This window comes from Acinetobacter sp. AG1 (assembly GCF_001005525.1).
Lineage (GTDB): Bacteria > Pseudomonadota > Gammaproteobacteria > Pseudomonadales > Moraxellaceae > Acinetobacter > Acinetobacter modestus.
The window spans coordinates 26,796-50,446 of record NZ_LBMZ01000102.1; the positions used below are offsets into that span (position 1 = coordinate 26,796).

The 23,651-nt window shown below is 37.6% G+C and carries 17 protein-coding genes and 1 CRISPR repeat array; of the genes, 12 read left to right on the plus strand and 5 right to left on the minus strand.

Annotated elements, in window-relative coordinates; translation table 11 throughout:
* Positions 1–31 precede the first annotated feature (31 nt).
* Both AAV96_RS06150 and AAV96_RS06155 read right to left on the minus strand, forming a co-directional pair.
* On the minus strand, positions 32–610 hold the full coding sequence (locus AAV96_RS06150) for a flavin reductase family protein (protein ID WP_046738685.1): 579 nt from the start codon (positions 608–610) through the stop codon (positions 32–34).
* Positions 611–667: 57 nt separating this feature from the next.
* Entirely contained in the window at positions 668–1,684 is a 1,017-nt protein-coding gene (locus AAV96_RS06155; RefSeq protein WP_046738686.1) for an AraC family transcriptional regulator, read from the minus strand.
* Positions 1,685–1,962: 278 nt separating this feature from the next.
* Here AAV96_RS06155 and AAV96_RS06160 point away from each other — a divergent pair, with 278 nt between their 5' ends.
* Both AAV96_RS06160 and AAV96_RS06165 read left to right on the plus strand, forming a co-directional pair.
* Positions 1,963–2,979: a lipase family alpha/beta hydrolase gene (locus AAV96_RS06160; protein ID WP_004662480.1), complete on the plus strand. Its 1,017-nt coding sequence runs from the start codon at positions 1,963–1,965 to the stop codon at positions 2,977–2,979.
* An 80-nt stretch (positions 2,980–3,059) separates the two neighbouring features.
* Complete coding sequence (locus AAV96_RS06165) at positions 3,060–4,100, plus strand: lipase secretion chaperone (protein ID WP_046738687.1); 1,041 nt, start codon at positions 3,060–3,062, stop codon at positions 4,098–4,100.
* A 62-nt stretch (positions 4,101–4,162) separates the two neighbouring features.
* On the opposite strand, the gene AAV96_RS17930 is transcribed toward AAV96_RS06165, so the two are convergent.
* Entirely contained in the window at positions 4,163–4,930 is a 768-nt protein-coding gene (locus tag AAV96_RS17930; protein WP_046738688.1) for a hypothetical protein, read from the minus strand.
* A gap of 200 nt (positions 4,931–5,130) precedes the next feature.
* Positions 5,131–6,420: direct repeats of the CRISPR family, unit length 28 nt; unit sequence TTTCTAAGCTGCCTATATGGCAGTGAAC.
* 212 nt (positions 6,421–6,632) lie between these two features.
* Here AAV96_RS17930 and AAV96_RS06175 point away from each other — a divergent pair.
* The 5 genes from AAV96_RS06175 to AAV96_RS06195 are packed head-to-tail and all read left to right on the plus strand — an operon-like array spanning position 6,633 to position 10,187.
* Positions 6,633–7,439 (plus strand): HesA/MoeB/ThiF family protein, encoded by an 807-nt coding sequence (locus tag AAV96_RS06175; protein ID WP_171249131.1) that lies wholly within the window; start codon positions 6,633–6,635, stop codon positions 7,437–7,439.
* A gap of 57 nt (positions 7,440–7,496) precedes the next feature.
* Positions 7,497–8,795: an ABC1 kinase family protein gene (locus AAV96_RS06180; protein ID WP_004662468.1), complete on the plus strand. Its 1,299-nt coding sequence runs from the start codon at positions 7,497–7,499 to the stop codon at positions 8,793–8,795.
* Between the two features lie 26 nt (positions 8,796–8,821).
* Positions 8,822–9,202, plus strand: a complete 381-nt coding sequence (folB, locus tag AAV96_RS06185) for a dihydroneopterin aldolase (RefSeq protein ID WP_046738689.1) — start codon at positions 8,822–8,824, stop codon at positions 9,200–9,202.
* A complete protein-coding gene (locus tag AAV96_RS06190) occupies positions 9,159–9,593 on the plus strand; it encodes a 2-amino-4-hydroxy-6-hydroxymethyldihydropteridine diphosphokinase (protein WP_004662463.1) in 435 nt (144 codons plus the stop codon). Before folB ends, AAV96_RS06190 begins: the two co-directional genes overlap by 44 nt.
* A gap of 42 nt (positions 9,594–9,635) precedes the next feature.
* On the plus strand, positions 9,636–10,187 hold the full coding sequence (locus AAV96_RS06195; RefSeq protein WP_046738690.1) for a DUF2799 domain-containing protein: 552 nt from the start codon (positions 9,636–9,638) through the stop codon (positions 10,185–10,187).
* 78 nt (positions 10,188–10,265) lie between these two features.
* On the opposite strand, the gene coq7 is transcribed toward AAV96_RS06195, so the two are convergent.
* Positions 10,266–10,901 carry a 2-polyprenyl-3-methyl-6-methoxy-1,4-benzoquinone monooxygenase gene (gene coq7 / locus AAV96_RS06200; RefSeq protein WP_046738691.1) on the minus strand — a complete coding sequence of 212 codons (636 nt, stop codon included), beginning with the start codon at positions 10,899–10,901 and terminating at the stop codon, positions 10,266–10,268.
* Positions 10,902–10,904: 3 nt separating this feature from the next.
* Positions 10,905–12,224 (minus strand): MFS transporter, encoded by a 1,320-nt coding sequence (locus tag AAV96_RS06205; RefSeq protein WP_046738692.1) that lies wholly within the window; start codon positions 12,222–12,224, stop codon positions 10,905–10,907.
* A 162-nt stretch (positions 12,225–12,386) separates the two neighbouring features.
* Here AAV96_RS06205 and AAV96_RS06210 point away from each other — a divergent pair, with 162 nt between their 5' ends.
* The 5 genes from AAV96_RS06210 to AAV96_RS06230 all read left to right on the plus strand — a co-directional run bounded on the left by AAV96_RS06210 (position 12,387) and on the right by AAV96_RS06230 (position 23,643).
* Positions 12,387–15,113, plus strand: a complete 2,727-nt coding sequence (locus tag AAV96_RS06210; protein ID WP_046738693.1) for an autotransporter assembly complex protein TamA — start codon at positions 12,387–12,389, stop codon at positions 15,111–15,113.
* Between the two features lie 48 nt (positions 15,114–15,161).
* Complete coding sequence (locus AAV96_RS06215; protein ID WP_046738694.1) at positions 15,162–19,667, plus strand: translocation/assembly module TamB domain-containing protein; 4,506 nt, start codon at positions 15,162–15,164, stop codon at positions 19,665–19,667.
* Positions 19,668–19,798: 131 nt separating this feature from the next.
* Positions 19,799–20,281 (plus strand): DUF4124 domain-containing protein, encoded by a 483-nt coding sequence (locus AAV96_RS06220; protein WP_046738695.1) that lies wholly within the window; start codon positions 19,799–19,801, stop codon positions 20,279–20,281.
* A gap of 103 nt (positions 20,282–20,384) precedes the next feature.
* Positions 20,385–20,744: a hypothetical protein gene (locus AAV96_RS06225; protein WP_046738704.1), complete on the plus strand. Its 360-nt coding sequence runs from the start codon at positions 20,385–20,387 to the stop codon at positions 20,742–20,744.
* 259 nt (positions 20,745–21,003) lie between these two features.
* Positions 21,004–23,643 (plus strand): bifunctional aconitate hydratase 2/2-methylisocitrate dehydratase, encoded by a 2,640-nt coding sequence (locus AAV96_RS06230; protein ID WP_004661858.1) that lies wholly within the window; start codon positions 21,004–21,006, stop codon positions 23,641–23,643.
* Positions 23,644–23,651: the final 8 nt, after the last annotated feature.

Sequence of the window (23,651 nt, forward strand, 5' to 3'; positions counted from 1 at the left end):
CTTGTCAAAAATTGCTTCTTAAATTTTAGCTTTATAATTTTGCTTTAACTTCTTCCCCAATTAGATAGAAAGTACCACCTGCAATATAATGAAGACTACGTAATTCTTTGGCTGCGTTTTCAAAATACCAATGCCCATCACGAAAGACTCTTGAATCTGCCCATGCAGCAATAACAGATCCTATAAATAAATCGTGAGTTTGCTGATTATGTGGCTCAGGAATGACTTTACACACAAGCCAAGCAATACTACCGCTTACAAGTGGGACGTTAAGCTCATCTTGATAGAACAATTCGGTTTTACAATCTTCCAATTTGTTTGGTTGATCAAACTTACTAATTGTACCGAGTTGATGCACCATATCAATTTGCGCATAGCAAGGTATTTGCAAAGCAAAATAACCACTTTGTTCCACAAGCTGACGTGTTTTGGTACTTTTATCGAGTACTACAGTAACTTTAGCTGGTGTGAGTTCCAAAGCACATGCCCAAGCAGCAGCCATTACATCTTTATCATTTCCATGCTGTGCTGAGACTAAAACAGTTGGACCATGATTCAGTAAACGATAGGCTTTAGCAAGTTCAACGGCTATGATTTCTGGGCTACTCATGTAATATCCACGATCTTGATTGTAGACATTATTGTTGCATAAACTTTGGCGAAAAGATTAATCAATTTCCCAGCGTTTATATGCCCGATTAAAACTTGAAAGGGATGAATAACCGAGTTTTTTAGCAAGTTCATCTTTGGTAATGAAAGGATTGAGCATCAGTTTTTTTGCTTTTTGTTTGCGTACTTCATCATAAAGTATTTGAAAATTTATAGATTTTTCTTGCAACATGCGTTGTAAAGTCCGCTTAGTTAAATTTAACTTTTCAGCGACTTGTTCGATACCGAGTAAACCTTCATTCGGATCATCAATAAGATATTTGACCCGATATAAGATATCTTGAGTTGCAGCAAGATCGTCTAATTCTTTTTGGCAAATCAACTTAAATTTCTCTGCAGTTAATGGGTCAGCCATGCTTAAAGGCATATCTAAAAATTCAGCAGATGCAATTAATCGAGTGAAGGGTTGTTGATAGCGTATTTCTGCAAAAGAGGAGGCTAATAGATCGCTGAAACGCGCAAAGTAATTTGGACATTTGCATTGTAAATCTATAATCGGTTTAAAACTTGGAATAAATAATCTGACAAGATGAACAAAGCCAATTAGAAAAAAGGTACAACTAAATTCATAGGCTTGAGCATCAATCTGATGATTAAAGTTAAGTAGTGATGGCTCGTAAGTAATATGATAATAAGCAAGATCATCTTTTATTTCGAAATTTAATTCGACAAATGAGCATTGTAAATTCACAAATTGATTAATGGTTGTGATTGCATCGAGTGCATTTTTAGATATTGCGGCAGTTAAACCTAATAAACCATGAGAACTAATCTTGAGTTGCGTTGCTGCATAGAATCCAATGCCATCTTCTTTTGTTAATTCGATTGTACGTGTAATTACCTTTTTAAAAGAACTTAAGCTGATTTTATAGCTTAGATCTTGTAATTGATCAGTCTCTACACCTGTTCCCCAAAATAACTCTTCGGCGCTAATGTTCCATCGAGATACGACTTCGCTTAATACATGAACATAAGAGCTACTAATAAAATGCTGTTGGTGGCGGGGAATACTCATAGTTTTAAGCAAATTCCATTTTAAAACTGATCAAACTAAATCAAAAAGTAATCTAGCTGTTGTGATTTGAAAATGTACATTCATCGGAATTTTACGAATCAAGCAAAATTTTGGCATGTATTGTTATGATTTTGGCACGCTTTGTTTTAGTCTAAAATTTATACAATCTAGCAAGGGGGTATAATTCTGCAAGTCTTTTGTATGCCTGGAATGAATCCACATACAAAGTTTAAGGACTCAATCGTTGTAATAAAAATGAAAAATGCTAGGAGCAAAATGTGAAGAAAAAATATTTAAATGCTATGGTGTTAATGACGGGTATGCTAGCAAGCAGTGGATCTGTTGTACATGCAGGTTTGTTTGATTTTCTAGCACCAAAAGCATCATGGCAAAACTGTAACGTAAGCAGTTGTACGGTTGGTGGAAGTACTAACGTTACATCTAGTTATGCTAAAACCAAGTATCCAATTTTACTAGCTCACGGAATGGCCGGTTTTTCTGCTGTAGGTCCATTGCAATATTGGAATGGAATTACAGAGGACCTCGTTGGTAATGGGGCCAATGTATTTGTCGCACAACAAGCTTCTTTTAATTCATCAGAAGTACGTGGTGAACAGTTATTACTTCAGACCAAACAAGTGCTTGCGATTACAGGCGCTCAAAAAGTGAATTTAATCGGCCATAGTCATGGTTCACAATCAGTTCGTTATGTTGCAAGTTTATTGCCAGATAAAGTGGCATCAGTGACGGCTGTTGGTGGTCCAACTAAAGGTTCAGAAGTTGCAGATGTTGTAGATTCAGTTGTTAAATCACCTGTTGGTCCTGCACTTGCACCTATTATCGCGGCGGGAGTAAATGCTTTTTTCTCATTAGTAGGAATTGGTTCTGGCCATTATTATGATCAGGATGCACTCGCGGGGTTGAACTCTTTAACGACACGTGGTTCTGCTAACTTTAATCAACGTTTTCCAGCAGCTGTTCCAACAACGGCTTGTGGCTCAGGTACAGAGTTGGTTAATGGTGTCCGTTATTACTCATGGAGTGGAACGAGCCCATTTACCAATGCGCTTGATCCATTGGATTATGCATTAACAGCGACATCTTTATTAATTCCTAGTGAAAATGATGGTTTAGTTCCACGCTGTTCGAGTCATCTTGGTACCGTTATTCGTGATAATTATGCGTTTAATCACTTGGATGAAGTCAATCAAATATTAGGCTTAGTTGGCTTCTTACAAAACCCAGTTACACCTTATCGTACTCAAGCAAATCGTTTGAAAAATCAGGGACTTTAATCTAAACATTAAGGGAGTAGAGACTTACTCCCTTAACCAACAAAAGATTTAAAACGGAATAATAAATAGAGCAAGGGACTATGAAAATTAAACTTTTGAATAATCGAATCATCTTCTTAGGTTTGATGGTGTGTTTACTGCTCTCATTGGTCTTGATCTATTTTATATTTAAACCAGAAGCGCAAAAACATGAGAATGACCTCAATCAACAAAACCAATTATCATCCGAGAATAATAATATTCAAAAAATCGACGATACAAATCATCAAGGAAAAATACCAAATCTTGCGCCGTCTTTACAGGGCACAGAAATAGATTGTCCAATTCAAGTGGATGCAAATGGAAAATTAATCTTAACCGTAGGTATTCGCAGTTGTTTTGACTATTTCTTTTCTAGTCTAGGTGAAAAAACTGAAACGGAACTTATCTCGGATATTCGACAATATCTTAAAGCGACTTTACCTGACAGTGCTTCAAGTTATGCGAGTTATTTGCTAGATCAGTATGTTGCATATACTCATGCATTAAAAAATCTAAAACCTACAAGTAGCTTTACAACAGGAGACGCTGAAGGTTTTCAAAAAATACTCGATCAAATGTACAAAGTTCAGCAGCAATTCTTCAATTCAGCAGAAATTAATGCGTTATTCGGAAATGAACGTAACTTGAATCAATTTAATATTGATCAAATGCGTATTCATGCGAATAAGAGTTTGAATGCTCAACAGAAAGCAACCGAGTTGGCAAACTTGATTGACCAACTACCATCGACTTTGGCTGATGGTGTTCGAGTGTCTATGCAATTTGCTGAATTGCAACAGCTTACAAAGGAAATTCAAGAAAAAGGAGGCTCAGCACAAGAGCTTCGTAACATGCGTGAGAGCTTGTTAGGTGCTGAGGCGGCAGACCGATTAGAAAAAGTTGACCAAGAAGAAGCTGGATGGCAGAAACAAGTGAATAGCTATTTGTCTGAGCGTGAACAGATTCTTAAAAGCAATGCGAGTGATTCCAACAAACAACAATCAATTGAACAACTTCGTAATAGTACATTTGCGACAAAAGAAGATTTACTCCGAGCACAATCTTATGAAATTATGAATGATCAGAAGAAGCTTAACTAAATAAGAAATTATAATTTTTATGAATTTTGGTTTAAACATTAAATTGAGTTGTTAAAGAAATCTTATTTTAATAAGATTTCTTTAACTAATTTCTGGCCTTTTCTAAGAATTTCTAATTCAACCTTTCCATTTTTTAAATAATTCGATATGTCAACAAAATTACTAACATCTCTGACAACAATATTATCAATTTTTAAAATAATATCGTCCTCTAAAATTACATCTGTGGAAGGTGAATTCTTTGAAATATATTTTGCTTTTATGCCTTCTAATTGCCCTGTTCTTGATTTGTCTAAATCTGATAAGTCAATAGGATAGACACCTGTAATTGAGTGAAATTTATAAAAATAACTGACAATATATTCTCTTTGAGCATTATATTTCGGAGCAGTTTGAGTTAAAGAATTATTTGCTGAATTAAAATTATTATTAGTGCTTTCAAAGTTTGATTGCATCGATGTATTTTGTACAAATGGAGTTGAAAAATTATAGTAGCCAATTTGTCCAGTTGGTTTTTCATTTGTAAATAAGACGATTTGAGCACCTAGATTATCCCCCCTTTTTTCTAAAGCAGCAACTACATTTTCATATCCTCGAAAATCATCTCGACCATTAAAAGTTTGCGATTTAATTGGTATGTAACCTTCTTCCAATAATTGTTTTGTTGATGTTTCAAACTCATCAGTTTTAAGAGCTTGTGCTTTGGTGAAAGGTGAAATTTTAGGTTTTTTAAAAGAGGGAATAGAGATATAAATATTTCCATAAGCATTTAAATTTAATGTTGTTAGTATCATTAAAGCAAAAGCAGATTTTAATATTTTTTTTCTCATAATATATCCAATAAATATTCGTTTATGCAATTTAACAAATTGTTTTTATAAAATCTACAAGCATATCATTTTAGAAGTTTATTTATTTTGGTGAGAGCATCCAATTAAATCAGTAGTAAATTCTTATTGATGAATATTTAGAGATTGCTTATGTGACACTGAACGACTGGCAAATTAAAGTCCGTCCTATCTCCTTTGATTTTCTAAGCTGCCTATACGGCAGTGAACGAATGACAAGTAAAACTAAACTTTTTGTGATTTTTCTAAGCTGCCTATACGGCAGTGAACAGCATTACAGATTAATTCATTGATGCTCGATGTTTCTAAGCTGCCTATACGGCAGTGAACACACGGGCGGGTTTAAACCTTTTTCACAATATTTTCTAAGCTGCCTATATGGCAGTGAACTGAGTGGATCAAACGAAATACTGAAAGAGCAATTTCTAAGCTGCCTATATGGCAGTGAACTGGCGCTCTATTAAGTAATTTAGATACAACATTTTCTAAGCTGCCTATATGGCAGTGAACACCGCCTTTGACATCATCCCAAACCAACGTTGGTTTCTAAGCTGCCTATATGGCAGTGAACATATCGACAAAGCCTGCAGTCGGTGTGGTCACTTTCTAAGCTGCCTATATGGCAGTGAACATGAAGTACGAGCAAAAATTTATCGTGCCTTATTTCTAAGCTGCCTATATGGCAGTGAACGTTGTGCCTGCGCTTGGTAAAGCTCGATTGATTTTCTAAGCTGCCTATATGGCAGTGAACGTGAAACTGTAAACGGTGATCAACTGCATCAATTTCTAAGCTGCCTATATGGCAGTGAACGGTAACGATGTTTCAGGAGTACCACAATGATAGTTTCTAAGCTGCCTATATGGCAGTGAACCGCCCTGAATTTAAAAAGAATCTTGCTGTGATTTTCTAAGCTGCCTATATGGCAGTGAACGTTGCTATCAATTTTGGGGCTTATCCGCACATTTTCTAAGCTGCCTATATGGCAGTGAACGCCCCATCCGTGAGAATGTTATGGGTTCGGGTTTTCTAAGCTGCCTATATGGCAGTGAACTACCTGACCGATCTGCTCGTTTGTAAGCTCTGTTTCTAAGCTGCCTATATGGCAGTGAACTCTCAGAATGATCAGAATTAATAACTGGAATATTTCTAAGCTGCCTATATGGCAGTGAACAAAAGCAAATGTACAATACTATTTACTGGGGCTTTCTAAGCTGCCTATATGGCAGTGAACAACACGGATAAGCAGCAATAAAAAATTCACTATTTCTAAGCTGCCTATATGGCAGTGAACTTTTAGCTAATTTAATATCTTCAATATCATTATTTCTAAGCTGCCTATATGGCAGTGAACGACCCATTCTTGAAAACATAATGATTTCAGGATTTCTAAGCTGCCTATATGGCAGTGAACTGCAAAACAGTACCGATTCAATTAATCTCGGTTTTCTAAGCTGCCTATATGGCAGTGAACAGTAAAATAGAGTAAATAAAATAAGTTAAAACATGGATTTATCAAGAAAATTGGGTAAATACCCAAAGTTTTGACCCAAATTGTAACTTATTGATTTTATTAAGCTGTTAAAGAGTAAGAAAAATATTGGGGTAAAAATAGCTTTTTGTCAAAAGAAAACAGTGTTCGTTCTAATTTATTACTTTCCTCAGAACCTACATCGACTTAAAATCATGAACACTTTTGATGATAAAGAAGCAATTTACGTGTCAAACCATTTTGAAAACGAATTTGAGCTAAGTAATGAGGAAATGCATCTCTATAGTCGTCAGATTTTATTAGATGGTTGGGATATCGAAGCACAAGAAAAACTCAAACTCGCCAATGTGCTGATTATCGGAGCTGGCGGAATTGGTTGTACCAGTGCCGAGCTGTTGGCACGTGCAGGTGTAGGTAAAATTACCATTGTCGATGCCGATACGATTGAAATGAGTAATCTGCAAAGACAAATTGCCTTTACGACAAAAGATTTAGGTCGATACAAAGCCGAAATACTGGCAAAGCATCTAAAAGACATTAATCCGAATATACAAGTTAGCTATCAAAATATACGATTCGATGAAACGAATGCTGATGAACTTGTACAGCATCAAGATGTAGTTTTAGATGGTTGTGATAATTTTACCACCCGTTATCTAGTGAATGCGGTGTGTAGAAAACATCAAGTACCACTTATCAGTGCGTCAGCCATTGGTTTTGAAGGGCAACTGTTTATGGTGGATGCTGATTCAGCTTGTTATGAATGCCTGTTTCCGAAAGAAGATCATGCCAATGAAGGGTTACGTTGTGCGGAGTCAGGTGTATTAGCTACCACTCCTGTAATGATAGCGTCATTACAAGCGCATCACACTTTGCTGTTTTTAGGGCTTGGTTTAACACCATTAAAGCAAAAATTGTTGCTTTGGAATGGTTTAAATCTCTCACAACGCATTCTTAAATTTGAAAAAGATGTAAATTGTCCAGTTTGTCAGGCAACTTGATCGGTAAATTGAGCAAAATTTGCTAAACTAAGGCCATCTGTAAGGCAATGAAAGATTATGAAAAGAAATATTTTATTCGATGGATTACGTTCTGTTGCACGTATCGGTGAAACAGTTATTGTTGCGGCACAAGCAGGTGTGAAATATGCAACTGAAAAACCAAGTAATGCAAAACTCATGCGTGAGACCTTTGAGTCGCTTGGTTCAACATATATTAAACTGGGTCAGTTTATTGCTAGTACGCCGTCTTTGTTCCCTCGTGAATACGTTCAGGAATTCCAAGGCTGTTTAGATCAAACGCCAACCTTACCATTTAGCTATATCCAACAAGTATTAGCTGAAGAATTTGAAGGCCGTAATCTGAATGAAATTTTTAGTTTTATCGATGAAAAGCCACTAGCTTCAGCTTCAATTGCACAAGTCCATGCCGCTCGACTAGTTACGGGTGAAGATGTGGTATTAAAGGTGCAAAAACCTGGTGTAGAGACGATTTTATATACTGATTTAAATGTCGTACATTGGGCAACTAAACTGTTAGAAAGAGCAGTTCCTAAAATTAAATTTGCTTCACTTTCTGAAATCGTGGATGAGATCAAAACACGTATGGTACGTGAGGTTGATTTTATTGAAGAAGCACAGAATCTGGATGACTTTATTCAATATCTGAACATTTCTGGCAATCAGGCTGCCACTGCACCAAAAGTTTATCATCAATTTTCAACGCGTCGTGTACTTACCATGCAGCGCTTGTACGGGGTGTCATTAACTGATTTTGATGTTGTTAAAAAATATGCCAAAGATCCAACACAAGTTCTGATTACGGCCATGAATACTTGGTTTGGTAGTCTCATGCTATGTAAGAGTTTCCATGCTGATTTACACGCTGGAAATCTGATGTTACTTGAAGATGGCCGTATTGGTTTTATTGATTTCGGGATTGTCGGGCAATTGAATCCTGAGGTTTGGACAGCATGTATGGCATTTATGGATGCATTACAGCATACCAATTACACTGCTATGGCTGAGAACATGCTTAAGATGGGGATGACCCATCAGAAAATTGATACACAAGTGCTTGCTGATGATTTAGAGCGTTTGTTTAGTGGAGTGTTATTGGCAGACCCACAAGAAATTCTCAGTTCCAATCCAGCAGATTTGAATGACATCATGATGGATATGGTGGCAGTAGGTGAACGTCACGGCATTAAATTTCCACGTGACTTCGCTTTGTTATTCAAGCAAATGCTATATTTTGATCGTTTCATGCGTGTTCTCGCACCATATACCGATATTTATGCTGACCAACGTTTAAAAATGGTTCACAATATTGAACCTGCTTCGTTTTTAAAGCATTAATTTATTTATCGGTTCATTAGGTCATTATGGATGCCATTATAATTGAAGGGTTGAAGGTGGATACTGTGGTTGGTTGTTTCAACTGGGAACGCCAAATTATTCAACCTTTGATGCTAGATCTCACCATTCATAATGATCTAACTCAAGCTGCGCAATCAGATGAGCTAGAAGATACGCTGAATTATGCACAAATCTGCGAACTTGCAGCTCAGGTGATTCAAAAAGCCAAACCCAAATTGATTGAGCATGCTGCACAATTGGTGCTTGAATGTCTATTTACGACATTTTCTTCAATTGAATCGATCGTTATCACTATTCGTAAACCCGCCATCATTGCACAAGCCAATGCAGTAGGAATTCGCCTTGAACGCAACAGAAACAATTTTTGCGCTCGCATTGGCGAGTAACCTCAAACAAAAACAAAATTTCACTTTTGCTTATCAACAGATATTAAGCTTAGGTATAGTGGAATTTTCTTCAATTTATAGAATCCCATGTCGGGATCGTGTTGGTGCCGATTATTGGAATTCAGCTTGTTTATTAAAAAGTCGACTGAGTGTTGATGAGATCACTGAAACCCTGAAAAACTTAGAAGCACAATCTGGTCGAGTTCGTCCATCACATAATATTAGCTTGGATATTGATGTGATTGCTTGGGGGGAGACTTTAGACGATATGCAATTTAATCCAAAAAAGTTACCATTAGCATTAGATGTTAAAATTCCACTTTATGATTTATGGCAGATTCCAGACTTAGATTATGATAGGAAAAATTCTTATCCAGTTATTTCTATGTAACGCTTTTTATCTGTAACACTATAATAATAGGAACAATATTCCATGAAGAGAATTTCATTTTTAGTAGGCTTTACAATTTTACTTTCAGGCTGTGCTGCCATGAGTGTTGAACAATGTAAAACTGCAAATTGGTTTAATGTTGGAGAAAAAGACGGTGCAGCAGGACAGGAATCTCGATTAGATAAATATTATTCTTCTTGCCAAAAAGCCAATATCGTGCCAAATCAAAAGCTTTATGAACAAGGTTACCAAAAAGGTTTGGGTTATTACTGCCGACCAGAAACCATTTTCAATGAAGCATTAGAAGGGCGTGGTGATTTTCGTATCTGTCCGTTAGATAAACGTGAATCGTTGCGAATATATTATCAAGTTGCAAATGACTACTATCAAGCAAATTCTGAATTTGATCGCTCACAAAATGACATTAACTATTATTTAAAAGAGTTAGAGCGTAAAGACTTATCTGTTAAGGATCGTGATGATTATAGAAAACGTTTATATGATTTGCGTATTAATAGCAGCAGAGTCCAATCCCGTTATCAAGATGCAGTTCGAAATTTGGAACGTTTTAAAGCTGAACGTGGGTTACGTTAATTTTTAAATAGAATTATTTAAATTGATTGAAGTAATAAAAAAGGGGAATTATGAAATTACAATTTCCCCTTTTTTTATTTATAAATAATAACTGGTTTTAGTCATCAATTTTGATATAGCTGTCATGGTAATACGCACAGGTACAGGTAGATCAACACCTCCAGCCTTTAAGGCTGTTTCGCGATGGTGTAATTCATCCTCATTCATTTGTTCTAAAATTTTACGTGAACGATCATCATGAGATGGAAGTTGTTGAATATGTTCCTGTAGATGTTGGCTGACTTGACGTTCCGTTTCAGCAACAAAACCTAAGCTATATTTGTCACCTGCAATACCTGCTATTGCACCCATGCCATAAGATAAACCATACCAAATTGGATTGAGTACGCTCGTATGACTGTCTAATTCTTTTAAACGATCTTCACACCAAGCGAGATGATCTTGTTCTTCTATCGCAGCTTGTTGCATTTCTTCTCTAACATGAGGCAGCTTTGCAGTGAGCGCCTGACCGTGATAAAGCGCTTGCGCACAGACTTCGCCACTATGATTGACACGCATTAAACCTGCTACATGGCGAGCATCGCTAACACATAATTGTGAAGGTTCTGAATTTGCGGGATTAGATCGTTGAGCAGCAGTTGCCCCTGGCACTAAGCTACGCAGCGCCTGATCAAAAGAATTAATAAGTTTATCGATACCTGTAAAATGACGCATATATTAATCCTCTAAAGTATTGGGTGCATTTTCCAACAATGGTTTTAAACGCTTTAATAACCAAAATGAGAAAATTGCACTTAAAACTGCAGTAATCGTAAATAATATTTTAATATCAATTTTTAAAATGCTTAAGATTAAAATTGAGAAAACTGCAGAAGAAACCATAAATACAGCATTTAGAATATTATTTGCGGCCACCACACGCGCACGGTGAGAACGTGGTGAGTAAGCTTGCATCATTGCATATAGCGGCACAATATAAAATCCACCACTAATACCTAATAAAGTCACGGCAAGCATGACATGATAGTACACGGTACCTTGGGTAAAAATATCTTTTAAACTCAGTAAATCGCCAGTTCGTTCAGGAACAAAAGAGAGGCTCGCTGCTAAATACAAAGCAAAGATCGTTAACCCAATCGCACCGTAAGGTACCATTTTAATATTGATCTCTGTACCACCGATACGTCTGCACAGTAATGAACCTACACCAATCCCAACAGAGAAAAAGGTGAGAAGTAGACTGACAACGTTTTCAGAAGCATGCAGGTTTTGTTGGGTCAATTGAGGAATTTGAGTTAAGTAGGTTGCGCCATAAAACCAATACCAAGAATTACCGAGCAAAACAATAAATATGATTGGAAGGCTTTTAGCATATTTTAAAGTTTGAAAACTTGTACGAAAAAAATTCCAGTCAATTTGTAAATCTGGCGCTGCAACCTTTTGAGGTAAAATAAATCGGCTACATAAATAGCCTAAGCAAGCTATGATGACAACAGTGACACTAATCCACAATAAGTTTCCTTCCGATGATGCAATGACTGCACCTCCAAGAATCATCCCTAATAATATTGCGATCGATGTACCTGATTGGAAAAGTGCATTACCAGACATCAATTCTTCTTGTTTTAGAATTTCTGGTAAAATTGCATATTTGATTGGACCAAAACAAGTTGAGTGCGTCCCCATCAGAAATAATGCAAAAAGTAGTAACCATAAATTTCCAAGCAAAAACCCTGCGGTTCCAATCAACATAATGATAATTTCTAATATTTTTATAAAGCGAATTAGTTGAGATCTTTCATATTTATCAGCAATTTGCCCAGCAGTTGCAGAAAAGAAAAAGTAAGGCAAGATAAATAATAAGGCAGCTAGATTATTGAGCGTACTGACGGGAGCACTTTGTTGCTGAATCCAACCATAAGTGATCACTAAAAGTAGAGCTTGCTTAAAAACATTGTCATTTAAGGCTCCAAAAAACTGAGTGAAAAACATCGGTGCAAACCGACGTGATGTCATTAAGCGCTCATCTTGTTTCATCGTGTGTTCACTTCATTGTGTTTTATAAAAAAATGTGACGTACTGTAAAAATGCTACAAAATGCATGTATGATACTTTCATATTTGATTGGATGAAAATCAAAGATTTGAAGTATTTTCACCAGTCACAAATGATAAATTAAAAATAAGTTTAGAGTTCTACATGTCATCTAAAGCTAATTTTAAACAGTTAACGTTGGTTCATTCTATGCATTTAATATTTAAAATGCAGAGCTTTCCTAAACTTATTTGTAGCACTTTTTTAATTACTTCTTGTATATCAGCTGTTTGTGCGCAAGAACAATTAACAGATACATCAAATAATAAAACCGTAGACCAACAGTCTTTGAATCAAGTTAAATCTGATCAAAGTACTGAGGACACATCAACTGTTTTATCAAGCAGTACAAATCAGTCTCTTGCTAATCAAGCTGAACAAGACAGCTTGTTGGCATTAAAACAGCAAGAGCAGTCTAATAATCAGATTAATGAATTAAAACCGATTCAGCTTGATGATAATTTAGAAAATTTGCCAGTTATCCCTGTTGATCAAACAATGGCGAATGAAATTTTTCGTGAGGCTGAGAGTGCAAAAAATGAGGCCCAAGCTTATCGAGAAAGTACGTCAAAAAATCCACCAACAGTTGTTAATGAGATTTCACAGCCTGAACTGATAGAAATTACTAAGGCTCCAGTGGATATTAATCGGCTAATGCAAGACATTCAAACCGACAGTAAGATTGTCGTTGAAGCAAATGAAACGGGTCGGACATTACCTGAGTTTCAAACACAAAGTGATCAGCCTAAAGAAAAAGTCGGGTTCTTTCGAAAAATATGGAATCGTTTTCACCCAGATAACTTAATGGGTGCAGAGAAAATCCCACGTATTACTGCTGATGTAACTGGTGCTCCTCCTGCGTTGGCTGCAAATATAAAAGCAAAACTATCAAGTTTTACTCAAGAATCTTTTGAAGACTTTAACGTTGCGTTACCTCAATTAAGAGTGTTGACCAATCAGGCTGCACAAGCTGTAGGCTATTATAATGCCACGTATAAGTTTGAACGGGTAAGTGATAATAAAGTCAAAGTTATTGTCACACCGAATGAACCCGTCCGTATTAAAGAGCAAAATATTGAATTTTCTGGTGCGGGTGAAAACTTGCCTCAATTCCAAGTTTTACGCTTGATCCCTGAACAAGACAAAGGGGATATCTTTAATCACGGTAAATATGAAACGACAAAAACAAAGATAGTGAATGCAGCATCAGATAACGGTTTTTTTGATAGTTATTGGCGTTTGCATGATGTCAAAATTAGCCAGCCAGAAAAAGTAGCTGAAATTAATCTAAAATATGAGACGGGTGAGCGATATAAGCTTAAACAAGTTGAGTATCGTATGAGCGATCCTACTAAGCCATTGCCTTTAACTCAAAAAGTTTTAGATAGTTTGGCACCTTGGAAAGAGGGTGATGACTATGCATTTTGGCGTGTAAATGCCTTAGCAAATAACTTAACCAATACACGTTACTTTAATTACACATTGGTAGATACGATTAAACCTGACCCAGTCCAGCCTACTTTAGAATTAGCGCCAGATCTTCAAGCTTTAGTCGATCAACAGAAAATACAACAATCTCAATTGCTAAATAGTCAACAGAAAGCAGAGTTGGCAAGACAAAAAGTAACGTCTGCACAAGAAGTGACGCAAGATGTCGTTGATGAAACGCAATTTTCTGGAGGTCAACCCCCACAAGCATACGCTTTAGCACGCTCTATGCCCTTATCACATGAACATGATGATGACGAAGAGGAACGCCAGAAATTAGAAGAGCAAACGAGAATTGAGAAAAAAATTCCAGTCGTAGTCACGCTTAATGCAGATCGTTTGAATAGTTTAGAAACTGGTATTGGTTACGGTACAGACACGGGTGCTCGTGTGCGTAGTCAATACAGACGAGCAATTGTAAATAAGTATGGTCATGCATTTGATGCCAACATTGAGGTGTCACAAATTCGTCAATCTATAGATGGGCGATACAGCATCCCTTATAAACATCCACTCAACGATTACTTTAACCTTGTGGGGGGTTACGAGCGCGAAGAGCGCAACGACATTGGCCCAGATATTAATTTATTGGTTGAGTCTGCTGTTTTAGGTGGTGAACGCGTTATTAAAAATCCTTTGGGCGATTGGCAACATATCATTGGTTTACGTTACCGTTTAGATCGTCTAACTAAAAAAGGTGATATTGATATTAATGAATTACCTGACGCTTTTAAAGTTTCAGGGATTGATTCTGAACAAGAATCTTTGTTATTTGGATATGAACTTTCTAAGACTAATAGTAATTCTCGTTTGAATCCAACCAAAGGTTTTAAGCAAACTTACAAGCTTGAATTAGGGACAGAGTCATTATTATCAAATGCAAATATGGCAATTTTGACAGGTGGATGGCGTTTTATTTATTCATTGGGTGAAAATGAAAATCACCAATTTGTAGGTCGAGCTGACACAAGCTATATTTTCACAGATGATTTTAATAAAGTGCCTTATAACCTCCGTTTCTTTACGGGGGGAGACCAGTCCTTACGCGGTTTCGATTACAAAAGTCTTTCGCCAGAGGAGAACGGTTTTAAAATCGGTGGACAAGCTTTAGGCGTAGGATCTTTAGAGTACAATTATCAGTTTAAAGATGGTTGGCGAGCAGCAATTTTCTCTGACTTTGGTAATGCATATGACAAACAGTTTAGTAATCCAACCGAATACAGTATTGGTGTTGGTATCCGTTGGAGATCACCAATAGGACCAATACGGCTTGATGTGGCATCTGGTATTTCCAATGACAATAACCCGATCCGATTACATTTTTTCATCGGCTCACAGCTTTAATAATTTAAAAACATCCTCTAGAAAAGCTCAAACAATTTTAGGTTGATTATGACGGAAGTAGAACCGCAACTAACGCCACCAGTTGGACCAAGATCAGAAAGACGCATCATGAGAAGTGTTGCGTTAATTTTGTCGATCATACTTTTGTTATTGGTTAGCTCTTTAATCGTTATGATTTCTACCGACAAAGGCAGTCGTTTTTTATTAGATCGAGTACTGCAAAGCCAAAAAATGATTCGTTATGAATATGAAGGTGGAAATTTACTCAGAGGAATCATCCTTAAGAATGTTTTAGTTCAATTAAAAGCTGTAGATGTTTCTTTGGATCGTGCTGATGTTTCTCTTGGTTGGCGCGCAATCTTAAATAAAGAAATACATTTAAGTCATGCTGATGTACGTAATCTGAAAGTGATCAACAAAAAACCGCCTTCAGGTAAACCATTTGCCTTTGATGCAATCAAACTTCCATTTGTATTGCGTGTAGATGAAGCAACTCTTGATCATCTTGAGATTAAAACTCAAACATCGAAAGTTGGTTTTAATGATATTTACTTGAAAGATGCCCTATGGTCTGGAACCAAATTAGAGTTTAAGGACTCTAAAATGGATATGGGATATCTAGCAGTCCAACATGCAACAGGGAAAATGGATTTTAGTGGTAAATATCCAATTAATGCGAAAGCAGATCTAATTATTCCATCGTTAAAAAGTTTAAATATTCATACTATTAAAGTTGTTGCAGCGGGATCTTTAGATACATTAAAAGCAGGTATCGCAACCCAGACCCCAGATTTATTAACGGGTTGGGCTGTTATACACCCAGTACGCGATCACGTACCGATGCAAGGCGAACTGCTTTTTAAAAATTATCATTTACCTTTGTTGCAAGAACAGAAATTATTTGCCAAAGATGGTGTTGCTAGATTTAGTGGTGATATTCAAAAATTGGTTCTAAATCTAGATATCGATTTAAAAGGTGAGCAAATCCCCGAAGGTAAATACAATGCTTTAATGGAGACAGATCTAAAGAATCAATTGAATATTCAAGACTTTAATGGTCAATTAATGGGTGGATCTATTGCGCTCAAAGGTTTAGTCAATTGGCATGAGCATGTTTCATGGGATATTAAAGGTCGTTTGGATCATTTAAATCCTAAAGATAAAACTGTTCCGCAAATCGCACAGGATTTTTTACCACCTAATTTAGATGCTAATTTAAGTTCATCCGGATCTTTGGAAAAAGGTTTAGCTTTAAGTGCACAGCTTGCTTTTGATAAATATGAAACTTGGGCTGTTAAACTCAATCAAGCTGCATCGAAAGATCACAAACCGCAGCCGATGCTATTAAATGTTGCATGGAAAAATATAGATCGAGCAGTCCCTTATATTGGTTGGTTGAGTAGCGAAGACGGTCATACCGACATCGCCTTAAAACAAGGTCAACAAGATATCTATGTTTCTACAACTGTGAAACCTCATGAGAAAGCATTATTACCAACAGGTAAATATGATGCCCGTCTTGATATAAAATCAAATCTGCTGAATGTTGAAAACTTTCGTTATCAGGCTGCGAAAGGTAGTTTGTCTGGTCAAGCAAAAGTTAAATTACCTACTGAAAAGCAACAGTTAGCGTGGCAGGCTCAGCTTAAAGCCGAGAATTTCAATCCACAAACAGTCGTTGCTACTGCACCTGTTAATCTATTAAATGGTGATATTAAAGCAACTGGTTTTGCAAAACCGAATCAACAAATCATTCAACTTGATCGTATTGATTTAAAAGGTCAAATTGTTCAGTCAGATCGTATAGAAACCGTTGCATTAAAAGGCAAAAGTACAGCCGCTTTAATGTTTAATGATCAGAATTCTGGTGGAGGTTTTAAAAGTTTTGCAGTTGATTACAACGGTTCATTAAATGCATTAAATCAAGGCAATGGATTGTTGAAAATCAACGTGGCAGGAACACCAGAATATATAAAAATTAATGAGTTAAAACATGATGGTGTGGCAGGTAAGATTTTTGCTACAGGTGCTGTGAATCTAAAAGATAAACTTGGTTGGGATATCAATGCATCTTTAGTACGCTTTAAACCACAGTATTTTGTTTCAACACTTAAAGGTGAACTCTCAGGGCATGTTAAAACACAAGGTGTTTGGTCCGAAAAGTTGAAGCGCATTGATATTCGGGATTTAAACGCGGCAGGGTTTCTGAATAATAAACCTGTTCGTGGTCGTGGCAATCTTACTTTGTTGTTAGACTCCAATCAGAAAGGTTTTTTACCACAACAGTTTGAAGCCAATAACTTATTTTTTGCCTATGCTCAGAACCAGTTACAAGCCACAGGTAATGCACAAAGTTTAAGAGTGAAACTGAATGCTCCAGCCCTGTATGAGCTTTATCCAGGTTTGCAAGGTCGTGCCTACGGCGTTTTAAACGTTCAATCACAACCACGTTTAAAAGCAACGGCAAATATTGCGGTAGATAATTTTGCATTTAATGAGTTGGCGAGTATTCGATCTTTACGTATTCAAGGTGAATTGCCAACTTCTGAAGCAACACCTACATTATTAGTTGCCAAAGTTGATCATTTACGTAGTGGTAATCGTGAAATAGAAAATGCAACGATTAACTTAGGTGGTACGCGCAAAGCACATGTATTAAAAGTTGAAAGTAATAATCGCCAATCTAATTTTTATGTACAGCTTGCAGGTGGTTTCAATCAGAACAATGAATGGTTAGGACAATTACAAAAAGGTCACTTTAAATCACGCCGTATTGATTTAGTACAAAATCAAAGCGCAGCTATCATTTATTCTACAGCCCAATCTGAACTTTATATTGGACAGCATTGTTGGCAAAGTCTGCATAGTCAGGTTTGTTTAGATCAATCGGCACGTATTAGCCAAAATAAAGGAAATTTTTCAGTTGTTACCAATAATCTAGATTTAAATGATTTTGCGGTATTTATGCCAGAAGGTTTAGCAGTTACTGGTCAACTGAATGGTTATGCTCGAGCTTCGTGGGCTAAAGGTAGTCGCCCAAAACTGGATGCAAGTTTAGTCACTCGTAAAGGTGAAATAGGTCTTGCACCTGATGATCCTCAAGATATTGCGACCACAGTCACCTATGATGAATTGAGCTTAATTGCGAAAAGTGTCAATGATGGCTTGTTATTCCGTGTGGATATGAAAACACCAGACATTGGTACAGGTTACGCTAACGTGATCGTGAATCCATTTCAAAATGGAATGCCAATGCGTGGTGAAGTTGCTTTTGATGATGTACAACTCAAAGTCTTCAAGCCATTTATTAAAGATGTACGTTCAATGGCGGGTACACTAGCACTTGCTGGAAAAATTAATGGCACACTGACTCAGCCACAATTTACAGGTGAAATGCGCTTAAAAAATGGTGCAATTAGTATGATTTCACTGCCTGTAAATCTAAATAATATCCAGCTTTATTCGTCTATTCGACAAGATTCAGCAAGTATTGATGGTGCGTTCAACAGTGGACAAGGGGTTGGGCGATTAAAAGGTAGCTTCGATTGGAAAGAAGATCCTCATCTCGCGCTTAGTTTGAAAGGCGATAATCTTTTAATTCGACAAGCGCCGATGATTACCGCAATCGTGCAACCAGATTTAAATTTGGATGTTTACCCATTTAAACAACAATTGAGTTTAAGAGGAACGATTGATGTACCACGTGCTCGTATTTCTATGCCAGAGACTACTGCACCAGTTGTAAATATTTCACCAGATGTACGAGTCGTACAGCAAGGACAAGATTTACTTGCAACATTGAAAGCAGCTAAACCGTGGGATATTCGTGCGGATATGACACTGACATTGGGTAATCAAGTGATCTTCCAAGGTTTTGAAAGTAATATTCCATTGGCTGGTCGCTTGCATTTATCACAACGTGGTTTAGAAACTGCAATGCGAGCAAATGGTGCAATTGGTGTAAGTCAGAAAGTGAAGATTGAAGCTTATGGTCAAAGCTTAGATTTAAACCGAGCAATCGCACGTTTTAATGGTCCACTTGCGAATCCAACACTTGATATTGATGCGAATAAATCAGTCCAAGGTAGTATGGTTGGTTTACGTGTTACTGGGACAGCAACCGTTCCAAATGTTCAAATTTATAATGATGCAGGTTTATCTGAACAAGAAGCATTGAATGCATTGGTCACAGGTCGTATCAATGAAGGGAGTAGCGGCCTAAGTAATACAGAAGGCTTTAAATCTGATGTAAACAATACCATTGCAGCGGCAGGCATTAGTATGGGCTTAGGAGGAACGCGGGCCTTAACGAATCAGATTGGTCGAACATTTGGTCTCAGTGGTTTAGCACTTGATGCACAGGGTACAGGTGATGACACTCAAGTGAGTTTAACGGGCTATATCACGCCAGACCTGTTTATTCGTTATGGCATAGGCGTGTTTACACCTGTAAATAAATTGACCTTGCGTTATCAAATGAATCGCCGTTTATACTTAGAAGCAAGTCAATCTTTAGAGCGTGCAATTGACGTATTCTATAATTGGCGCTTTTAAAGCTTTTTTAGCAAACCTGTTTTATGAAAATAAAGCAGGTTTTTTTATACTGGACATTTTTAAAAATATGCTAAAATAAAAATAAGCTATTGAAAAATATATAGATTAATGACATTTTTTGGAGAGAGTGGATGAAACCTGTCACTTTAAGTCAACTTTTGGCAACTATAGGCTTAATATTGCTCAGCTTTACAATCCAAGCAAATGCAAAAGAGTATTATAAATGGGTCGATTCGAAAGGGGTAACGACTTATTCTGCAACACCACCACCCACTCAGAAGCAAGATCCTCAACTTGATCCAACTAAAAAAAATATAAATGCAACAGTGACAACTCCCAGTGCGATAAACGTTTCCGTGGCCAATAACAAAGAACAAAAAAATGTTACAACGGTAACAACACAAACTGCGAAATCAACAGGTACAACTATTGCAACATCAAACGCAACCATTACAGCCGCGAGCGAAGCACTGATCCCTGTGAAGAATTGTAATGGTGTAAGATGTTGGGATGCGAAAGGTAAACCTTATAATTTAGTTGCAGGCACAACATATCTTTCTTCTACAGGCGGTAAATGTCAGAAAATGGGTAATAGCATGCGATGCAGTAAATGATTTGTATTATTTTATTGCAGCTCATACCGATTTAAACGCTTCTTTTTTGCAAAATGAACAACTTTCAGTATGATGTGTGCATCAAATTAATCGCAGTACGATGATGAAAAAAGTTTTTTTGATTGCAATAGGTTTGGTGTTAGTTGGTTGTGCAGATAAAAAGCAATTAACTCCAGTAGAACAGTGGCATGGTTATTGTGTCAGTGTGGGCAATGCAGCACGTTCAATTACTTTGGATCGTCAAAATGGCATTGAACAAAAGCAAGCAAAAGAACATGCAGATAAAATTGAAGATGAAACAACACGTAAATTTATCTTTGAAATTATTGAAACGGTATATGCAATGCCAATCGATCAACTGAAGGCGAACCCCGATGCAGAACGTGAACAGTTGAAACAGAAATTTACTGAACAATGCTTGGCTACACCACATGACCAGCTACCAAAGTATAAATCATTTTAATAGGTTCATTTGAAAGACAACATTAGTTGTCTTTTTTTATGCATGTAATTTGTTGTTTTATTAAGCTTTGATCTAAGACCAAAGCGGTATTCAAAAGAGACGAACATTTCGCTATAAAATAATGGGCATCACGTAGAAATACGGTAGTTGCATTAACTTTTAACGCGAAGTCTAGTAAAATTTTGCTGTCCATATTACTTGTAAAGCTTGTAGCAAGCTGGAACTTACAAGTAATTTTTTAAAAAAGAGGAATAACACTGTGCTAGAAGCTTACCGCCAACACGTTGAAGAACGTGCCGCACTCGGAGTCCCACCGAAGCCGCTTGATGATGCTCAAACTGCTGAACTTGTAACTTTATTAAAAAATCCACCAGCAGGCGAAGAAGCATTTTTAGTAGATTTGCTTGAAAACCGTGTTCCAGCAGGTGTTGACCAAGCTGCGTATGTTAAAGCTGCTTTCTTGGCTGCTCTAGCAAAAGGCGAAGCAACTTCTCCACTTGTAACTAAAGAGCGTGCAGTTTACTTACTAGGTACGATGCTTGGTGGTTATAACGTTGCTCCTTTAGTTGAACTTCTTGACAATGCTGAGCTTGCTGAATTAGCTGCAGAAGCATTGAAGAAAACTCTTCTTGTATTTGATGCATTCCATGACGTAGCGGACAAAGCAAAAGCAGGCAATGCTGCGGCTAAAGCTGTTTTACAATCTTGGGCTGAAGCAGAATGGTTCACAAGCCGTGCTGACGTTCCAGAAGAAATCAAAATCACAGTGTTCAAAGTAACAGGTGAGACGAATACTGATGACTTGTCTCCAGCTCAAGACGCTTGGAGCCGTCCAGATATCCCATTACACGCAAATGCAATGTTGAAAAACGAGCGTGACGGTATCAATCCTGAAAAACCAGGTGAAGTTGGTCCATTAAACCAAATCAAAGAATTGATTGCGAAAGGCAACCAAGTTGCTTACGTTGGTGACGTTGTTGGTACGGGTTCAAGCCGTAAATCTGCAACTAACTCTGTACTTTGGTTCTTCGGTGACGAACTTCCACACATTCCAAACAAAAAAGATGGTGGTGTGTGCTTAGGTTCTAAGATCGCTCCAATTTTCTTCAATACAATGGAAGATGCAGGTGCATTACCTGTAGAAATCGACGTTGCTAACATGAACATGGGCGACGAAGTTGTATTGAAAATTGATCATACTGCTGCAAAAGTTACTGCATTCAAAGACGGTGCACAAATTGCAGAAGCTGAGCTTAAAACGCCTGTACTTTTAGACGAAGTACGTGCTGGTGGTCGTATTAACTTGATCATTGGTCGTGGTTTAACTGCGAAAGCACGTGAAGAATTAGGTCTTGCACCTTCTACTTTATTCCGTACTCCAGTACAACCTGCTGACACTGGTAAAGGCTTTACACAAGCTCAGAAGATGGTTGGTCGTGCATGTGGTTTAGCTGAAGGTCAAGGTATCCGTCCGGGTACTTACTGTGAACCTAAGATGACAACTGTTGGTTCTCAAGATACTACTGGTCCTATGACTCGTGACGAGTTAAAAGATTTAGCGTGCTTGGGCTTCTCAGCTGACTTAGTGATGCAGTCTTTCTGTCACACTGCTGCGTATCCAAAACCAGTTGACGTAACAACTCACCATACATTACCTGACTTCATCATGAACCGTGGTGGTGTATCTTTACGTCCAGGTGACGGTATTATCCACTCTTGGTTAAACCGTATGTTACTTCCAGATACTGTTGGTACTGGTGGTGACTCACATACTCGTTTCCCAATCGGTATTTCATTCCCAGCGGGTTCTGGTCTTGTTGCGTTCGCAGCTGCAACTGGCGTTATGCCACTTGATATGCCTGAATCTGTACTTGTTAAGTTCAAAGGTAAAATGCAGCCTGGTATCACTTTACGTGACCTTGTACATGCGATTCCTTACTATGCGATCAAAGCTGGTGACTTAACTGTAGAGAAGAAAGGTAAGAAAAACATCTTCTCTGGTAACATCCTTGAGATCGATTTATCAGAAATGGAAAATGACTTGACTGTTGAGCAAGCATTTGAACTTTCTGACGCATCTGCTGAGCGTTCTGCTGCTGGCTGTTCAATCACACTTTCTGAAGAGAAAGTTGCTGAATACCTACGTTCTAACATCACCATGTTGAAGTGGATGATCGCAGAAGGTTATGGCGATGCTCGTACAATGGCGCGCCGTGCTGAAAACATGCAGAAATGGTTAGACAACCCAAGCTTGTTAAAAGCGGATGCTGATGCAGAATACTTAAAAGTTTACGAAATCGATCTTGCTGACATCAAAGAACCAATTCTTTGCTGCCCGAACGATCCAGATGATGCGAAACTTCTTTCTGACGTTCAAGGCGACAAAATTGATGAAGTATTCATCGGTTCTTGTATGACTAACATTGGTCACTTCCGTGCTGCTGGTCAGTTACTTGACAAAGTACCAAGTGGTTCGTTGTCTACTCGTTTATGGTTGGCTCCACCAACGCGTATGGACGAGCATCAATTGATGGAAGAAGGTTTGTATAACATTTATGGTCGTGCTGGTGCGCGTACTGAAATGCCGGGCTGTTCATTGTGTATGGGTAACCAAGCACGTGTAGCACCGAACACTACATGTGTATCGACTTCTACTCGTAACTTCCCGAACCGTTTAGGTCAAGGTGCAAACGTTTACTTAGCTTCTGCTGAGCTTGCATCTGTAGCTGCGGTTCTTGGTAAATTACCAAGCCCAGAAGAATATCAACAGTACGCGTCGCAAATCGACAGTGCTGCTGCTGACATCTACAAATACTTAAACTTCGACAAGATGGGCGAATATACTAAAGAAGCTGATCAAGTTGATACTAAGAAGATCCAAGCTGCTCAATTGACTTAATTTGTTGG